Source organism: Enterobacter sp. RIT637, assembly GCF_019718755.1.
GTDB lineage: Bacteria > Pseudomonadota > Gammaproteobacteria > Enterobacterales > Enterobacteriaceae > Enterobacter.
The window spans coordinates 134450-151905 of sequence record NZ_JAIHAZ010000005.1; the positions used below are offsets into that span (position 1 = coordinate 134450).

Sequence of the window (17456 nt, forward strand, 5' to 3'; positions counted from 1 at the left end):
ACGGACGAAACAATGAAACAACACGAAACGGCAGATAATTCTCAAGGCCAGCTTTATATTGTACCTACTCCTATCGGGAATTTGTCTGATATTACCCAACGTGCGCTCACCGTGTTGCAAGCTGTTGATTTAATTGCCGCTGAAGATACCCGCCACACCGGCTTACTGCTGCAACATTTCGCGATTAACGCCCGTTTGTTTGCCCTGCACGATCACAATGAGCAACAAAAAGCTGAAACGCTGGTAGCGAAACTGAAGGAAGGGCAGAACATTGCGCTGGTCTCCGACGCCGGTACGCCGCTGATCAACGATCCGGGCTATCACCTGGTGCGTACCTGCCGTGAAGCCGGTATTCGCGTTGTACCTCTGCCGGGGCCGTGCGCCGCTATTGCTGCGTTAAGCGCCGCAGGTCTGCCGTCTGACCGTTTCTGCTATGAAGGCTTCCTGCCCGCCAAATCCAAAGGCCGTCGCGACGTATTGAAGGATCTGGAAGCCGAGCCGCGCACCCTGATTTTCTACGAATCCACGCACCGCCTGCTGGAAAGCCTGGACGATATGGTGACCGTCTGGGGTGAATCCCGCTACGTGGTGCTGGCGCGCGAGCTGACCAAAACCTGGGAAACGATCCACGGTGCACCGGTGGGCGAACTGCTGGCGTGGGTGAAGGAAGACGAAAACCGCCGCAAGGGTGAAATGGTGCTGATTGTCGAAGGGCATAAAGCGCAGGAAGACGCGCTGCCAGCCGACGCGCTGCGCACGCTGGCGCTGCTGCAGGCAGAGCTACCGCTGAAGAAAGCGGCGGCATTAGCGGCGGAGATCCACGGCGTGAAGAAAAATGCGCTGTATAAGCATGCGCTGGAGCAGCAGGGGGAGTGATCCATACTCCGCCTTTTTTTGCCGGGTGGCGGCTGCGCCTTACCCGGCCTACAGATCTGAACACTTTTTATTTTCCTGGCACCGCTTCAAACACCAGCGTTTCCAGCGGCTGCAGCGTAATCACCACCGCGTTTTTGTACTCCTCCGGTACGGTTGAATTACTGCCGTACACCGCTTTCAGACTAAACTGCGCCGCGTTTCCTGTCGGGATTTCGAAGTCTTTCGCCAAATCCAGGAAGTAGCTTTGCGGCTTATCCGACGGGTTACGCAAGCCGAGAATTGCTTTGTCCTTGCTCCAGGATGCCCAACCGTAAACCTGCAGCGCGGTTGGATCGCCACCAATCCAGTGCGTATCCACCAGCACGCTGGCGTTATCCCGGGACCATTTCGCCGCCTGCGCCAGGGTATCCCACTTCGCCTTGTTCAGCATTGAAGGGGTGATATACAGCTCCTGCAGCTGCGTGCCGGTCGCGAAGTAGCTCCAGACCTGATCGGCAAAATCGCTGTCCGTTTGGACTTTCTCCAGCCCGTAATAGGCATTTTCCGCGCTGACGATCCCGTGGTACATCAGCGAGTTCAGCGGGAACAGCGGGCCTTTGCGCACAATGGAGCGGTACGTTTCCGCATCGCGGTAGGTCATCCACTGCTGCACCGGCGTGCCGGGGCCGTATAGGTTGATGTCATCGCCCTGGCGCCAGATCGAGTCGGCGTAGAACAGCCAGGACGGGCTGGCATTGGTACCTGTCGTCAGGTTGATAAACAGATTCGGGTTGGCGCTGCGCATGTTGTGCAGCAGGGCGATAGATGCGTCAAAATCCGAGGCATACGGGCTGCCCTGGATATGCGCGTTGGCATTACCCATCCCGTCCAGCTTGAATGAGGTAATGTGCTCGTTTTTGATAAGCTTAACGATCTGCTCATTGAAGTTCTTAAAGTAGTTCGGCCCTGACAGTGCCAGCTTCCCGTCGACGGTTTCGAACCCATACTCTTTTGCATGCGAGACGCGCACGTCGCGCGGTTTGTTGTAGCCTCCCCACGGTGAGAGCCACAGTCCGACCGAGCTGTGCAGGCTGTCGGCTTTTTCCCGAACCTTGCCAAAACCGTTGCTGAATGCCGGGCCAAACAGCCAGCGCCCGGTAAGGTCGTCCCAACCGTCGTCCAGCAGGAAGGCGTCCAGCGCCACGCCGCGTCCGGTAATGAACTCCTTATTCCACTCGTCCATCCGCCCCAGCACATCCTGCTCGGTGTACGGATTGAAAAAGCCGATATCCATCCAGCTGTTGTAGTGCAGATAAGGCTTGTACGGTCGCGGACGCACGGCATCAATAAACTGGTTCACGCTGCGGCGCAGCTGGCTGATTTCGGGGAAGGTGCCGAACCAGGTGGTAAAGCTGACCGGCGACTCTGGCTGGATCGGCGTTTTCAGCTCTACGTTGAGATTGGTGGTCGCTTCATAGGCGTAAGTGTTAACGATGGGCTTGTCCGGCAAAATAAAGAACGAATCAGCAACGATTGGCGAGCTGTTGATCGCCCCGTCAACGTAGGGGGCCTGAGACTGCTTTTTGGTCGGGAAGAAGGTAATTTTCGCCACGTCTCGCGGCTGGCCGACTGCGGCAACGGTGTAGTCGATGCTGGCGTATTTCCCCTTCACCAGGTTCAGCTTCACCGTTACGTTAAAGTCAGGATGGATAAAGTCGACGACAATTGCGTTGTCCTGCTTTTCGACGTGCTTGATGGTGAAATCCGCGGTGTGGATTTTTGTCTCGTCCGGCAGCGTCAGAAAGAACAGCTCCTGCGGCGTGATGGGGTGGTTCGTTTTCTTGTCTTTTACCACTACCGCTGAACTGGCATCGTCAAACGACAGAGCAATATTGTCGTTATCCAGCGCGTAGTTGGCGGCCAGAGCGCCGTGAGAAACAAACAGGGCCAGCATCGAGAGTGTGAGCACTTTTTTCATCAGGGTAAGATTCCTTATTAGTAATGCTTCAGCATTCGGTTGATGGATTGCTCCAGCCAGTAGCGCTGGGTGCCGAAGTTAATCCGCAGGTAGTTTTCGCCGTTTTGCACGTAGTGGCTGCCGTCTTCAATCACGACACCGGCCTGCTGGGCGAAATGTTGGGTCAACTCTGTGGCGCTGCGGTCGTCGGCGCTTACGTCTATCCAGGCCAGGTACGACGATTCCGGGTTCATCATCTTCCACGCCGGAAAATGGGTCTGCATAGCGTCCGCAAGGTAGCGGGCGTTCCCTTGCAGATAGCCGTTCAGCGCGTCGAGCCACGGCAGGCCGTGCTGGTAGGCGAGAATAATCCCCCATACGCCGAACATATTGGGTGAGGTAATCGAGTTCTTCTCAAGCTGCTGGCGGAAGCGCTGGCGCAGCGAATCGTCCGGGATCATGGAGTAGGACGTTTTTAGCCCGCCCAGGTTGAAGGCTTTATTTGGCGACGTCAGCACGATCAGGTTGTCCAGTGCGGCACAGCCCGAGCTCAGACAGCTGACGAATATGCCGTCCAGAATGTGCTCAGCGTGAACCTCATCGACAACCAGAATTGTGCCGTAGCGTTTACAGAGATCGGAGACCTGGCATATCTCATCCGCGCGCCAGATCCTGCCCGAGGGGTTATGCGGCGAGCAGAAGAACCACAGTTTTGGACGGTGGGTTTTGAGCTGATCTTCAACCAGATTAAAATCCAGCTGATAGCGGTTTTGCTTCACGGACAGCGGGTTAGCAAGCACCCGCACGCCCTGGCGCTGCGCCGCCATCGCAAACGGATCGTAGACCGGCGTGTTCATCATCACGCTATCGCCAGGCGTGCAGAATGCCTGGACCGTGTAATGCAGCGTGGAGACGGTGCCGTAGGTCAGGGTGATCCACGACTTCTCCATCTCAACCTGATGACGCGTGCGCTGGAAGGCGATCACCGCGTCGTAAAATTCGTCGAAGCACCAAGTATAGCCAAAGGTGCCGTGCTCCACGATGCGCTGGAAGCCTTCAATAACGGCCGGTGGCGAGGTGAAATCCATATCTGCGATCCACAGCGGGATAAACCCCTGCGGGACATCCCCAAAGCGTGAGCAGACAAACGCATGGTCCCATTTACGGCACTTATCGCTTTTACGCTCGATGATTTTGTCGAAATCAAACACAACAATCCCCTGTTAGATTAAGGCTTCAATGCCGGTTTTGACGCTTTGCACCTGCGGGCCGATGATCACCTGAACGCTGTGAGCATCCAGCACCACCACCGACAGGGCGCCAGCCGCTTTCAGCGCCTGCTGATCGATAAGCCCCATCTCCTTCACGACCAGACGCAAGCGGGTGATGCAGTTGTCGAGCGACTCGATGTTCTCTTTGCCACCGAGCGCGCGCAGGATAAGCCCGTGATCGTATTTCGATTTTCCACGCGCGCGGGTGTTGGCTTCGACGGCCTGCTGCGCACCCTGCACGTCCACCTCACGGCCCGGCGTCTTGATATCGTGTTTGAGGATGTACCAGCGGAAGACGAAGAAGTAGATGGCAAACCAGGCGATACCGACCGGGAACAGCAGATACCATTTGGTCGACATTCCCTGCATCACGCCGAAGATCAGCAGATCCAAAATCCCGCCGTCGGTGTTGCCGATGGTGACCCCCAGCAGGGCCATCACCATCAGCGCCAGGCCCGACATCACGATATGGAAGGCGTAAAGCGCGGGGGCGATAAACAGGAACAGAAACTCAATCGGTTCTGAAATACCGGTGACGACGGAAACCAGCACGCCGGAAAGCAGCAGCCCCTTAATCACCGGGCGGTTTTCCGGGCGCGCGGTGCGGTAGATGGCGTACGCCACGGCAGGCAGGCCAAAAATAAAGGTCGGCATAAAGCCTTGTGACAGAAACGCGGTAACGTGCGGGCTAAACGGCAGTCCGGCTTTCAGCTCGGCGTAGAAGATATTCAGCGCGCCGGCCACTTCATGACCGTTGACCATCTCAATGCCGCCTGCCGGCGTGAAGCGTACCATCGCCAGCAGGATATGGTGCAGACCAAAGGGTTTAAGCAGCAGCACGCCTACGCCGTACAGGAACGGTCCAAAAACGCTTGTGCTCTGAATGATATGGCCAATTCCGGCAATCCCCAGCGCCACGTATTCCCACAACAGCGGGATAAACAGCCCGACCAGCGACAGCGTAAGGGCGGTGATAATCGGCACGAAACGAATGCCGCTGAAAAAGGCAAAGGCATCGTGTAACACGGTGTCCTGAAAACGCTCGTGCAGGAAGTAAGTGATTACCCCGACCACGATGCCGCCCAGCACGCCCATCTCCAGGGTCTGGATCCCCAGCACGATCGATTGCCCAACCTGCCTCATGGTGGCGGCGTCGGCAAGCTGGTGGGTGGCGGTAAGGTAGTAGTTGATGCTCATGTTCATCAGCATATAGCCAACGAACCCGGCAAAGGCGCCCACGGCCTTGTTGCGTTTGGCGAGGCCCATCGGGATAGCCATGGCAAACATCAGCGGCAGATAGGTAAAGGCGAACCCGCCCACCATGGCGATAAAGCCAAAGGTCAGCTGCGTTAACTCACCGCCCAGAAAGGGAAAGCTTTTAATAGTGGAAGGGCTGGTGACGGAGCTACCGATACCCAGCAGCAACCCCATAAAGGCCAGCAGAGAGACCGGGAACATAAACGTCTTTCCCAGGCTTTGGAAAAATTCCCACGCTTTCGATTTAAACGACTTTTCCTGTGTCATGTAGGGACTCCTCGGATTTTTAGGATAATGGAAGGCGCTGTCTGGCTTAAGGACGCGCCTTCATATTTGCGAGGCTTATAGTTATTTTTTAGGTATTGACGTAATGCGCGATGGGATCAGGCTTCGGCAGGAAGCAGGAGCCGTTTTGCCGAGCCGCAAACGGCGATCTTGCTTCTGACCACCTCTTTCATGGCGTCCATGCCTACCCGCATGTAGAAGCGCGGATCGTTCCCCTGCGGGTTTTCGGCAAACCAGGCTTTAACCGCGTCAGAGAAGGCAATTTTCAGCTCGGTGGCCACGTTGACTTTGCACACGCCCAGCTCGATGGTGCGGCGAACAAACTCATCCGGCACATCGCTCGCGCCGTGCAGCACCAGCGGCACGGTGACCACTTCGCGAATTTCCGCTAGCCGCTGGAAGTCGATTTTCGGACGTTTGGTATACAGGCCGTGTGCGGTGCCGATGGCGACGGCAAGGCTATCGACGCCGGTCAGTTCGACGAAGCGTTTCGCCTCCTGCGGATCGGTGAGGAACGCGCTTTCGGCGTCCACGCTCATGTCATCTTCCACGCCGCCCAGGCGGCCCAGCTCGGCTTCGACGCTGCAGTCGTTGAGGTGGCAGAAATCGACCACCGACTTCACCAGCTTCACGTTTTGTTCAAACGGATAGTGGCTGCCGTCGATCATCGCGCTGCGCACGCCCGCGTTGACCTTGCGGCGTATATCATCCAGCGATTCGTGGTGATCGAGGTGCAGCGCCAGCGGCATGTCGTAGGTGTGGGAGTACGCGCTGCACAGGGCGTAGATCTCTTCCAGCGCAATATGCTTAAAGGTGCCCGGCGTGCCCGCGAGGATCACCGGCGATCGCATTTCGCTGCACACTTCGAGGATCGCCTGGATCGTCTCCGCGTTGTGGATGTTGAACGCCGGCACGGCGTAGCCTTTTGCCTGCGCGTCCAGCAGAAGATATTTCGTCGAGATAATACTCATAATCAGATCCTCTTAAGCCTGCCACGGATGAATAACAACGCCCTGCACCACGCGGTTGACCGTCCCGCTGGCGGATGGCGTATCGGGCGTATTGCCTACGCTGAGCGACTGGGTGAGCGCAAAGACCTGGGCATACATCAGGAAGCAGAACGCCTGTTCCATATCGATAAATGGACGTGAAGGTGGCAGCAGAATGTGCGGACCCGCTTCAATGACCGGATCGTTTTCAGCGGCGATGGCGACGACGCGCAGGGCCTGGCGATCGCGGTGCAGCTCGGCCAGCAGATCCAGATCGTACTGACGCGTATACGGATGGCTGGAGATAAACACCACCACCAGCGTTTCGCTATCGACCAGAGACTTCGGCCCGTGACGGAAGCCCGTCGGGGAGTCGTAAAACGCCGCCAGCTTGCCCGCCGTCAGCTCCAGCACCTTCAGCGCCGATTCGCGCGCCGCGCCCTGCAGGCCGCCGCTTCCCAGATAGACGACGCGTTTCCACGGTTCATTGCCAAAGACGCCGTGGCTGAAATCGCCGAGCGTAGTGAGGATCGCCTGACAGCGATCGGCCACGTCGCGGAAGGTGTGGCTATTGATCCTTTGCGGAGCAAACACCGCCAGACAGCTCGCCATCATGGTGGTGATGCTGCTGGTCATCGCGAACCCGCGATCGTGCGTTTCGGCTGGCATCAGCAGGGCATAGGCGTTATCGCTGTCGACGGCGTTCTGGTACAGGCTCCCCGCCTCGTTGCAGGTGATGGACAGGTGGTAGCACTCCGGCACGAACTGGTTTGCCAGCTCGACGGCCGCGACGCTTTCCGGGCTGTTGCCGGAGCGGGCAAACGAAATCAGCAGCAGCGGATGCGCAGGGCTGAAGTAGTCCATCGGGTTTGTGACCAGATCGGTTGTCGGGACGGCAGTGAAGTTTTTCCCGGTGTAGCTCGCGAGCCAGGGAGAAACGATATCGCCGATAAAGGCGGACGTGCCCGCGCCGGTCAGGACGATCCGCAGGTCGTCCTTGCGCAGCAGCGGCGTCAGGAAACTGTCGATCGAAGCACGCAGGTTATCGATGTTGTTGAGCGAGCGGATCCAGCTGGCAGGCTGCTGGCGGATCTCTTCCTCGGTCCAGGTGCCGGTTGTCGCGGCGGTAGTGGTTTGTGGCATAACTCAGTCCTTAGTCGTGTGAATTCCACATCAGACGCTGGCAATCGTGTCGCTATCTTTCGTTTCGTTTCACTTGTTCACTTAAGCAGTTAAATAAAATCTATAGAAAAGAAATCGAAAGTTCAATGAAAGAAAAGAAATAAAACGAAAAGTGTGATCGTGAAAGGAAAGGGAAGAGTTAAGGAAAGGAAAAGAAAGGCCTTACGATCGGGTGCCGTAAGGCCAACAGGAGACACAATAAAAGGGCTAAAGGGGGAGAGCCAGGCCCTGAATCCAGATCTGCTGGAGGTGTAAACCCCCGTCCAGCGCAATGATATTGGCGCGTTTACCCTGGGCTAAGGATCCGAGCTGACCTTCAACGCCCAGCAGTCGGGCAGGGTGCAGCGAGGCCATATGGATAGCGTCTTCGGTGGTTACGCCCGCATACTCCACCATATTCCTGACCGCGGCATCCAGCGACAGCGTGCTGCCCGCCAGCCCGCCGGAGCCGGTTCGAACCACGCCGTTTTGCATCGAGACCTCTTCACCACAGAGCGTGTACCGTCCGTCCGGCATACCTGCCGCCTGCATGGCATCGGTAATCAGCACCACGCGATCCTGCGCGCAGCAGCAGCATAAGCGCATCGCTCCATGATGGACGTGGTGTCCGTCGGCAATCAGCTCCAGCCACGCCCGTTTGTCCGTAAGCCCTGCGCCGACCATGCCGGGCTCTCTGTGGTGCAGCCCCGTCATGCCGTTGTAGCAGTGAACCAGCCCGTCGGCACCCGCATCAAACGCGGCGAGAGTTTGCCGGTACGTGGCAGCGCCGTGGCCCAGCATCACGCGTATACCGCGCTGTTTAAGATGGCGAATCGCCTGCAGCGCGCCGGGCTTTTCTGGCGCGAGCGCCACCACCCGTAGCGTGCCCTGTGAAACGTCAGCCAGCCTGTCCAGCTCGGCGATATCCAGCTCCCGGAACAGCTCCGGCGGATGCGCCCCTTTGTTCTGCGGCGTAAAGTACGGTCCTTCCAGATAGCTGCCCAGGATCTGCGCGCCGGGGCCGCCGGACCGAGTGCGCCGGGCAATCCGCATCAGCGCGGCGTGGATACTCTCCAGCGGTGCGGTCACGGTGGTGGGCAGAAATGCGCCCACGCCTTCACGCGCTTTATGCATTGCCAGGATGTCCAGCACGTCCGGCGCATCATCCATGACGTCCACGCCCGCGCCGCCGTGGACGTGCGTATCGATATAGGCCGGGCAAAGCAGCTCCGCATCACGCGTCGTAACGCCCGCCGGAATGGGTTCAATCGCCGCAACCGCGCCGCTTTCAATGCGTAGCTGGTGGTCGTTCAGCCACCCCCGTTCGGTAAGGATCCGTCGCGCGCGCAGCAGCTGGCTCATATCCCTTCCTCGGCAGGGGCTTCCTCGCGACAGCGCCCCAGCTCGTCCACCAGGCTCGTCAAGCCGCGGTGTCCGCACTCCAGCGCCTGCAGACGAAACGCTTCGCTGCTTAATCCGTCGCGCTCCAGCACCATCTCCAGCAGCAGCTGCAGGTTGGTGCCGGTGATCACTTCGCTGCCCGGCCTTTGCATCGCGAGCGTTGACGCCACGCGGAACGGCGTGCCACCGAGCAGGTCGGTGAGAAACACAATATCGTGCTGCGCATCGAGTTCGCTCACCGCCTGCTCAAGCTGAGCGGTCAGCCGCGCGGTGGTGGAGGTTTCCGGAAAATCGATGGCGATAAACTGCGGCTGCTCGCCGAGGATCTGCTTCATCGCCTGCTCAAGCCCGCTGGCAAACCCGCCGTGACCCGTCAAAATAATGCCTAACATCGCAACCTCTTTGCTTTTACAGGAAGTGACAGAATTTACCGACAACGCCCAGCAGCACGGTGATACCGATTAGCCGCAGCGGGCTCCAGCCGCGGCGTACCAGCCAGAACATCGTCAGGGTGTAGACAAGCGGCAGGAACGCGGGCATCAGCTTGTCAATGACGTCGGCCTGCAGTTTGACGACCGCATCACCCGCCTTGATTTCGAGCGTGGTATTGAGGCGGACGTAGGTTGCCACCAGCGCGCCGATCACCGTCATCCCCACGATAGACGCCGCGTGGCCAACCTTTTTGGTGTTGGCTTTAATCAGCGGAATGGCCGCGACACCCATCCGGTAAGCGTAGTGCGCCAGGCCAAAACGCAGGCCGAGGTGTACCACGTTAAACAGCACGATAAAGATCACCGCGCCCAGAATCGATCCTTGCAGCGCCAGGCTGGCACCAATACCGCCGCAGATGGGCAGCAGGGTCAGCCAGAACATGGCGTCGCCAATACCGCCAAGCGGCGCGCCGACGGCAATTTTGGTGCTCTGGATGCTGTTTACATCCTGCTTGGACCGCTCCATCGCCAGAATGATGCCGATAACAAAGGTCACCAGGAACGGGTGGGTGTTAAAGAAGCCCATATGGCCTTTCATCGCCCGCGCCAGGTCCCGCTTGTTGGTGTGGATCTTTTTCAACGCGGGCAGCAACCCGTACAGCCAGCCGGAGGCCTGCATACGTTCGTAGTTAAACGAGGCCTGCAGCAGCATGGAACGCCAGGCCACGCGGTTAATATCCTTTTTCGTCAGCTCGGCACCGATGTTTTGGTCTTCGTAGACGTTTTCATTCACGCCGGTCAGCAGCGTCTCTTCGCTTTCAGACACGCCCGGCAAGGTGGTTTGGTTAGATGCCATCTTCGAATTCCTCTTTCTGAGCGGCGGGAGCCGTCGGTTCAGGTGATTTACGCATCAGGTCGATCAGCGCCATGGCCAGCGCGGCCGCCGCAATCGCCAGCACCGGAAGCTTGAGCCAGGCGGCGGCGACAAAGCCGATAATGAAGTAAGGGATGTAGACGTTTTTCATCATAATCTTCAGCAGCACGGCGAAGCCGATGGCTGGCATGATGCCGCCCGCGACGCCGAGGCCGTCAATCAGACGCGCTGGCAGAACGTCAATGGCGGTTTTCGCATGTTCCGCACCGAAGTAGATCGGCAGGAACGCGCACAGAAAATAGAAGATGCCGAGCGCCAGCAGCGCAAGATAGTTAACCCGTTCAATACCGTGAGTATCTGCATTGGCCGCCATGCGATCGCAGCGCGACATGACGCCGGACATCACCGAGAAGAGGAACGTAATCCCCATCTGAACCGCCACGGCAAACGGCACGGCGACGCCAACCGCAACTTCTGGCTTCACGCCGGTGCTGATGGCAAATGCGGTACCCACGATGGTGCCGATAATGACGTTAGGCGGCTGGGCACCCGCGAGCGGGGCCAGCCCCATCCAGACCAGCTCTAACGTCCCGCCGGTCAAAATGCCGGTGTGCAGATCGCCCAGAATCAGGCCGACCAGCGGCCCGAGTACCACCGGGCGGTGCATGTGCGTTAACCCGTTAAACATATCCAGACCGGCGATAAAGGCGAGTATGCCTAACCCCAGCGCCTGCAACAGACTGATTTCCATTGTGAATCCCTCAGAGCAGTTTAAAGAGATCCAAAGCAGTTTCTGTTGGAACGCCCTGAACGAAGCATTCCACACCGGCCACTTTCAGGCCGTTGAACGCGGTGATATCGTTCGCGTCGACAGAGACCGTTTTGGCAATTTGTTGTTTGCCACTGGCGTAGTGCATGTTTCCGACGTTAATACGGGTGATGGGCACGCCGCCCTCAACCAGCTTCAGAAAATCGGCGGGTGATTTGCAGACCAGCAGGATTTTCTGGCGGTCAGCGGCGCGGTGAATGTTGTCGATCACTTTTTGCAGCGACCAGAAGCGCACGGCGATCCCTTCCGCGAGCACCATTTCCATCAGGTTCTGTTGAACCGGATCCTCAGCGACCTCGTCGTTAGCGACCAGCACCAGGTTTGCCCCCGCAAACCCCACCCACTGCACGCCCACCTGACCGTGGATCAGGCGTTCATCGATGCGGCATAAAACAATGTTTGGCATAGCGTTTTCCTCTTTTTTAATTATGCGTTTTGAGTCGTTACGCCTTCGCAGGCGGCGTGGTACTGCTGGAGTATGTCCTGAATGTGGTCGATGATGAGTTCCCGTGGCGTTGACTTGAGAGCGCCCTCGCGAACTTTGCCATACTGCAACGGCAGGTACTGGCTGATCAGCGGCAGAGGAATAGGCTCGTCTGCCAGGTTACGCACCAGCCGTTCAAAAGCGTCGTCAATCTGGCTGTCCGGCCAGTAGTAGCGCACGCGGTCAGAGTAGCTGTAGCCGCGCGCCAGGCGACGCGCGTTGCCGTCACCGTGGTAATGGCTTTGCCAGTATTCCGGGCGATCGAGCATGACGTTTTCCAGCACGTGACGCAGGCCGGAGCTGGCTTTTGCCGGCAGCAGCTCCTCTTCTATGGCGGCCAGCGAGAACAGCGCTTCGCGCAGGGCGAAGGTCAGGGCGGGGCCAACTTTCAGAATCGCAAAGTGATCGTTGACCAGCTGACGCAGTGCCTGCGGCGTCTGGTAGTCGGTGGAGTGCGCTTCAAACACCAGCGTATCGTAGGCTTCAACCATTTTGCTCAGGGCAACGGCTTTCTGTGGCTGATAGTCGCAGACGTGCGCATGGTCGAACTCCACGCCAGGCTGGACCACCAGGCCAATAATGCGCGGCCAGATGTCGCTCAAACCTTCCTTTTCGAACGCGTGGCGGTGCGCTTCAAGCGTGGCGCGTGCCGCGTCCGGCGTGGTGACGGCTAGTTCGGTGAGTGCCTCGTGCGCGCCACCGGGAACCGGCACTTCCGTGCCGATAACGTAAACCAGATCGGATTCACCAAACTGCTCGCGACAGGTCGCTTCGGCAATTTTCGCCAGGCGTGCGGCGCGTCCGGCGACGATCGAGTCGGTCAGGGGAACCGGATCGTCCTCACAGGACATGCTGCAGTCGAGGTGGATCTTTTTGAATCCGGCAGAAACATAGCTTTTGATCAGATCGTCGGCGTTGGCCATCGCCTGTTCCGCAGGGAGATTTTGCCAGCGGTTGGGGCCTAAATGATCGCCGCCGAGGATCAGCTGTGACGTCGGGAAGCCGAGCGACTCGGCAAGCTTGCAGACAAATCCGTGAAAATCCGCAGGCGTCATGCCGGTATAGCCGCCAAACTGATCCACCTGGTTGGAGGTGGCCTCGATCAGCAGCGGCGACTGATGCGAATGCGCGTAACGAATGGCAGCTTCAAGTACCAGCGGATGTGCGGAACAGACGGCATAGATCCCGTTTGAATTCCCTCGTTTATGTTGTTCCACCATTTCTGTCAGATGTTTCACTTTCCTCTCCATTTCGGATGGTAATGACACTTGTCTTTCGTTTTGTTTCATTTAATCCTGCATCATGGTGAGATAAAAATAAAACGAAAGATAATAGTTTTCCGATCTGTTTCACAAAAGAAACATAATGAAAGTTTTCAGCGCAGTGTAGGCTTGCGTCTGGACGTAAGGCGGGACTTGCATTCCCGAAAAAGAAAGGCCTTAATAGACAAAACGAAATGAAACGAAAGTTTATTTATTAAGGAGCTCGTATGAGCAGCACCGATTCATCCGCAAAAAAGCGCATCACCGGGACCAGTGAAAGGCGAGAGCAGATCATTCAGCGGTTGCGGGCGCAGGGAAGCGTGCAGGTTAACGACCTGTCTCATCTGTACGGCGTATCGACGGTGACGATCCGCAACGACCTGGCGTTCCTGGAGAAGCAGGGCATTGCCGTTCGCGCTTACGGTGGGGCATTGATTTGCGAAGGCAACATGCCGGGCGCTGAGCCTTCCGTGGAGGATAAAAGCTCGCTGAATACGGCGGTGAAGCGCAGCATCGCGCAGGCCGCTGCCGCGCTGGTCAAACCCGGGCACCGTATTATTCTGGACTCCGGCACCACGACGTTTGAAATCGCCCGCATGCTGCGCCAGCACACGGACGTCATTGCGATGACCAACGGGATGAACGTGGCGAATGCGTTACTGGAAGCGGAAGGGGTGGAACTGCTGATGACCGGCGGGCATCTGCGCCGTCAGTCGCAATCTTTCTACGGTGACCAGGCAGAACAGTCGCTACAGAATTACCATTTTGACCTGCTGTTCCTGGGAGTTGACGCCATCGATCTCGATCGCGGCGTGAGCACGCACAACGAGGATGAAGCCCGTTTGAACCGCAAAATGTGCGAGGTGGCGGAGCGTATTATCGTGGTGACGGACTCCAGCAAGTTTAACCGCTCAAGCCTGCATAAAATCATTGATACACAAAGGATTGATATGATTATTGTCGATGAAGGCATTCCGGCGGAGAGCCTGGACGGGCTGCGGAAAAGCGGGATTGATGTGGTGTTGGTTTAAGTTTTTTACCCTCTCCCCTATGGGGAGAGGACAGGAGGAGGGGAAGTCACGTCACCGGTGCCGGGTTAAACACCGCCAGCTGATTATGCAATCCCCATTGATCGGAGAACGTTTTCTTCCGTCCGCTGGCGACATCGAGAATGAAGTGGAACAGCTTCCAGCCCACGTCCTCAATACTCTCTTCCCCGGTGGCGATGGTGCCCGCGTTGATATCCATTAAGTCATACCAGCGGTTTGCCAGCTCGGTGCGGGTCGCCATCTTAATCACCGGCACCGCCATCAGGCCGTACGGCGTGCCGCGCCCGGTGGTAAAGACCTGAACCGTAATGCCGGATGCCACCTGCTGCGTGCCGCAGACGAAATCGCTGGCAGGCGTTGCCGCATAAATCAGGCCGCGTTTGGTCGGGCGCTGGCCCGGAGAGAGCACTTCGACAATCGCGCTCTGGCCGGATTTGGCAATCGACCCAAGGGCTTTTTCCACCACGTTCGCCAGTCCGCCTTTTTTGTTGCCCGGCGACGGGTTGGCGCTGCGGTCGGTTTGCCCCATATCGAGATAGTTATCGTACCAGGCCATCTCTTCCAGCAGGCGTTTGCCCACCTCTTCGTTGACGGCGCGCGGCGTCAGCAGGTGGATGGCGTCACGCACTTCGGTCACTTCGGAGAACATCACCGTCGCGCCGCAACGCACGAAAAGGTCAGAGGCATAGCCCACCGCAGGGTTGGCGGTCACGCCGGAAAACGCATCGCTGCCGCCGCACTGGGTGCCCACCACCAGCTCAGAGGCCGGGCAGGTTTCACGCTGGCGCTTGTTGAGCTTGTCCAGATGGCGTTCAGCCACCTGCAAAATATCGTCGACCATCGATCGAAAGCCGACGTGATGCTCGTCCTGCAGGCGCACGATGCTGGCATCGTCTACCGGAATCGCTTTCACATCCTCGGTGCCCTGCAGCAGGCGCTCAGGCTGAAGCTTTTCACATCCCAGACCGATGACCATCACCTCGCCGCCGAAGTTCGGGTTGAGGGCAATATTGTGAATGGTGCGGATCGGCACTACCGCCGCGGGCGCGTTGATCGCCACGCCGCAGCCGTAGAGGTGGTTCAGGCCCACTACGCCATCCACGTTCGGGTATTTTGGCAGCAGGTCGCGCTCGATGATCTTCACCACGTAATCCACCACGCCCGCCACGCAGTGCACGCTGGTAGTAATGCCGAGCAGGTTCTTGGTGCCGACGCTGCCGTCCGCGTTGCGGTAGCCCTCGAAGGTATAGCCCTCCAGCGGTGGAAGCGGTTCCGGCACGCGCGTCGCCAGCGGCAGGGTATTCAGCGGCGGCGCTGTTGGCAGTTCAACCAGCGACTCCTCAATCCAGCTCCCTTGAGGAATGGCGCGCACCGCATAGCCAATGACTTCACCGTAGCGCACGATTTCACCGTGCGCCGGGATATCCACCAGCGCCACCTTATGCCCCTGCGGAATATGCTCAATCAGTTCCAGCCCGTCCGGGAAACGGGTTCCCGCTTTTAAGCCGTTGTCGTTGACAATAATCGCCACGTTATCGGTGTCATGTACTTTTATATAAAACGCCGTCGGCGATGCCTGTCGAATTTCAATGTCGGCCATTGTTCACTATTCTCCAGCAAAGTGTCTGATCATTAATGCAGCCATGCAGATAGTTATTTACTTATTGTCGAAATAAAGACGCTGCTTTCTTAAATAAAGAATGTCAGGACTTTTGATATAAGAATGTGATCCAGATCACCCACTAAAGCGAGGGATGGCGCCCTGTAGCTGCGAATGCGTGATTCTGTGCAGCAGCGCCCAGTGCTTTGTGCATATGCTCAAAAAATTATTCATTTCAGGTGTGATAATTGAGCGTTAATCCAGTGCGATGCCATAAAGCGATGATTATACTGAATCACATTGATATTGCGTCTGGTTAATTACCTGATATTACCTGCGATCGATAAATAATCAGAAAATAAGTTTTCTAAAAATTATAAATATAAATCTCGCTGTGCCTGAGGAAATAAATATGATTCTGGATACCGTTGTAGAATCGAAAAAGGGTGTGCCCACTCGTTATTTAATATTGCTGATTATTTTTATCGTCACGGCCATTAACTACGCTGACCGTGCGACGCTGTCGATTGCCGGTACGGAAGTGGCAAAAGAGCTTCAGCTCAGCGCCGTCTCAATGGGGTATATCTTCTCTGCGTTCGGCTGGGCCTACCTGTTGATGCAGATCCCCGGCGGCTGGCTGCTGGATAAGTTCGGCTCTAAAAAGGTCTATACCTACAGCCTGTTCTTCTGGTCGCTGTTCACCTTCCTGCAGGGCTTTGTGGACGTCTTCCCGCTGGCCTGGGCGGGCATTTCAATGTTTATCATGCGCTTTATGCTCGGATTCTCGGAAGCCCCGTCATTCCCGGCAAACGCCCGTATCGTGGCGGCCTGGTTCCCGACCAAAGAGCGCGGCACCGCGTCTGCGTTGTTTAACGCCGCGCAGTATTTCTCGCTGGCGATCTTCTCGCCGCTGCTGGGCTGGCTGACCTTCGCCTGGGGCTGGGAACACGTCTTTACCGTGATGGGCGTGATTGGCTTTGTGCTGACCGGCGTATGGGTGAAGTACATCCATAACCCAACCGACCATCCGCGCATGTCAGAGCAGGAGCTGAAGTTCATCTCCGAAGGCGGCGCGGTGGTGGATATGGACCACAAAAAGCCGGGTGCGCAGGTCGCAGGCGGTCCGAAGCTCCATTACATCAAACAGCTGTTGACCAACCGCATGATGCTGGGCGTCTTTTTTGGTCAATACTTTATCAACACCATCACCTGGTTCTTTCTCACCTGGTTCCCGATTTATCTGGTGCAGGAAAAAGGGATGTCGATCCTGAAAGTGGGCCTGGTGGCCTCCATTCCGGCGCTGTGCGGTTTTGCCGGTGGCGTGTTGGGCGGTGTGTTCTCGGATTATCTGATTAAGCAGGGCAAGTCGATTACCCTGGCGCGCAAGCTGCCGATTGTGCTCGGCATGCTGCTGGCCTCGTCCATCATCCTGTGTAACTACACCAACAACACCACGCTGGTGGTGGCCCTGATGGCGCTGGCGTTCTTCGGCAAAGGTTTTGGGGCGCTGGGCTGGCCGGTAATTTCCGACACCGCGCCAAAAGAGATTGTTGGCCTGTGCGGTGGGGTATTTAACGTCTTTGGCAACGTGGCGTCCATCGCGACTCCACTGGTCATTGGCTATCTGGTCAGTGAGCTGCATTCGTTCAACGCGGCACTGGTATTCGTTGGCTGTTCCGCGTTGATGGCGATGTTCTGCTACCTGTTCGTGGTAGGCGACATCAAACGTATGGAATTGCAGAAATAAGCAA

Annotated in this window: 15 protein-coding genes; 3 read left to right on the top strand and 12 right to left on the bottom strand. The window is 57.3% G+C overall.

Annotation, left to right across the window (positions count from 1 at the left end; genetic code table 11):
• Positions 1–12 precede the first annotated feature (12 nt).
• Positions 13–876, top strand: coding sequence for a 16S rRNA (cytidine(1402)-2'-O)-methyltransferase (gene rsmI, locus K5E19_RS10575; RefSeq protein WP_221551148.1), 864 nt, complete (start codon positions 13–15; stop codon positions 874–876).
• 67 nt (positions 877–943) lie between these two features.
• Here rsmI and K5E19_RS10580 read toward each other — a convergent pair whose 3' ends face one another.
• The 11 genes from K5E19_RS10580 to kbaZ form a co-directional block, all read right to left on the bottom strand.
• A complete protein-coding gene (locus tag K5E19_RS10580; protein WP_221551150.1) occupies positions 944–2833 on the bottom strand; it encodes an enterotoxin in 1890 nt (629 codons plus the stop codon).
• A gap of 17 nt (positions 2834–2850) precedes the next feature.
• Entirely contained in the window at positions 2851–4023 is a 1173-nt protein-coding gene (locus K5E19_RS10585; protein WP_221551151.1) for a MalY/PatB family protein, read from the bottom strand.
• A 12-nt stretch (positions 4024–4035) separates the two neighbouring features.
• Entirely contained in the window at positions 4036–5607 is a 1572-nt protein-coding gene (gene malX / locus K5E19_RS10590; RefSeq protein ID WP_221551152.1) for a maltose/glucose-specific PTS transporter subunit IIBC, read from the bottom strand.
• 116 nt (positions 5608–5723) lie between these two features.
• Positions 5724–6596, bottom strand: coding sequence for a tagatose-bisphosphate aldolase subunit KbaY (gene kbaY / locus K5E19_RS10595; protein ID WP_221551153.1), 873 nt, complete (start codon positions 6594–6596; stop codon positions 5724–5726).
• Positions 6597–6608: 12 nt separating this feature from the next.
• Positions 6609–7757, bottom strand: a complete 1149-nt coding sequence (locus K5E19_RS10600; RefSeq protein WP_221551154.1) for an SIS domain-containing protein — start codon at positions 7755–7757, stop codon at positions 6609–6611.
• A gap of 246 nt (positions 7758–8003) precedes the next feature.
• Positions 8004–9137: an N-acetylglucosamine-6-phosphate deacetylase gene (gene nagA / locus K5E19_RS10605; protein ID WP_221551155.1), complete on the bottom strand. Its 1134-nt coding sequence runs from the start codon at positions 9135–9137 to the stop codon at positions 8004–8006.
• A complete protein-coding gene (agaF, locus tag K5E19_RS10610) occupies positions 9134–9568 on the bottom strand; it encodes a PTS galactosamine/N-acetylgalactosamine transporter subunit IIA (RefSeq protein WP_023333563.1) in 435 nt (144 codons plus the stop codon). Before agaF ends, nagA begins: the two co-directional genes overlap by 4 nt.
• Positions 9569–9584: 16 nt before the next feature.
• Positions 9585–10463 (bottom strand): PTS N-acetylgalactosamine transporter subunit IID, encoded by an 879-nt coding sequence (gene agaE, locus K5E19_RS10615; protein ID WP_221551156.1) that lies wholly within the window; start codon positions 10461–10463, stop codon positions 9585–9587.
• Positions 10453–11232: a PTS N-acetylgalactosamine transporter subunit IIC gene (gene agaW / locus K5E19_RS10620; protein WP_024906387.1), complete on the bottom strand. Its 780-nt coding sequence runs from the start codon at positions 11230–11232 to the stop codon at positions 10453–10455. Before agaW ends, agaE begins: the two co-directional genes overlap by 11 nt.
• Before the next feature lie 10 nt (positions 11233–11242).
• The gene (agaV, locus tag K5E19_RS10625) at positions 11243–11716 is read right to left on the bottom strand and encodes a PTS N-acetylgalactosamine transporter subunit IIB (RefSeq protein ID WP_221551157.1); all 474 of its coding nucleotides are present in this window, start codon (positions 11714–11716) and stop codon (positions 11243–11245) included.
• Between the two features lie 20 nt (positions 11717–11736).
• Positions 11737–13032, bottom strand: coding sequence for a tagatose-bisphosphate aldolase subunit KbaZ (gene kbaZ, locus K5E19_RS10630; RefSeq protein ID WP_311775518.1), 1296 nt, complete (start codon positions 13030–13032; stop codon positions 11737–11739).
• 251 nt (positions 13033–13283) lie between these two features.
• On the opposite strand from kbaZ, the gene K5E19_RS10635 reads away from it, so the two are divergent.
• Positions 13284–14087, top strand: coding sequence for a DeoR family transcriptional regulator (locus K5E19_RS10635; protein WP_221551158.1), 804 nt, complete (start codon positions 13284–13286; stop codon positions 14085–14087).
• A 46-nt stretch (positions 14088–14133) separates the two neighbouring features.
• Here K5E19_RS10635 and garD read toward each other — a convergent pair whose 3' ends face one another.
• The gene (garD, locus tag K5E19_RS10640) at positions 14134–15705 is read right to left on the bottom strand and encodes a galactarate dehydratase (protein WP_221551160.1); all 1572 of its coding nucleotides are present in this window, start codon (positions 15703–15705) and stop codon (positions 14134–14136) included.
• A gap of 412 nt (positions 15706–16117) precedes the next feature.
• On the opposite strand from garD, the gene K5E19_RS10645 reads away from it, so the two are divergent.
• Positions 16118–17452, top strand: coding sequence for an MFS transporter (locus tag K5E19_RS10645; RefSeq protein ID WP_221551161.1), 1335 nt, complete (start codon positions 16118–16120; stop codon positions 17450–17452).
• The last annotated feature ends 4 nt before the right edge of the window (positions 17453–17456 follow it).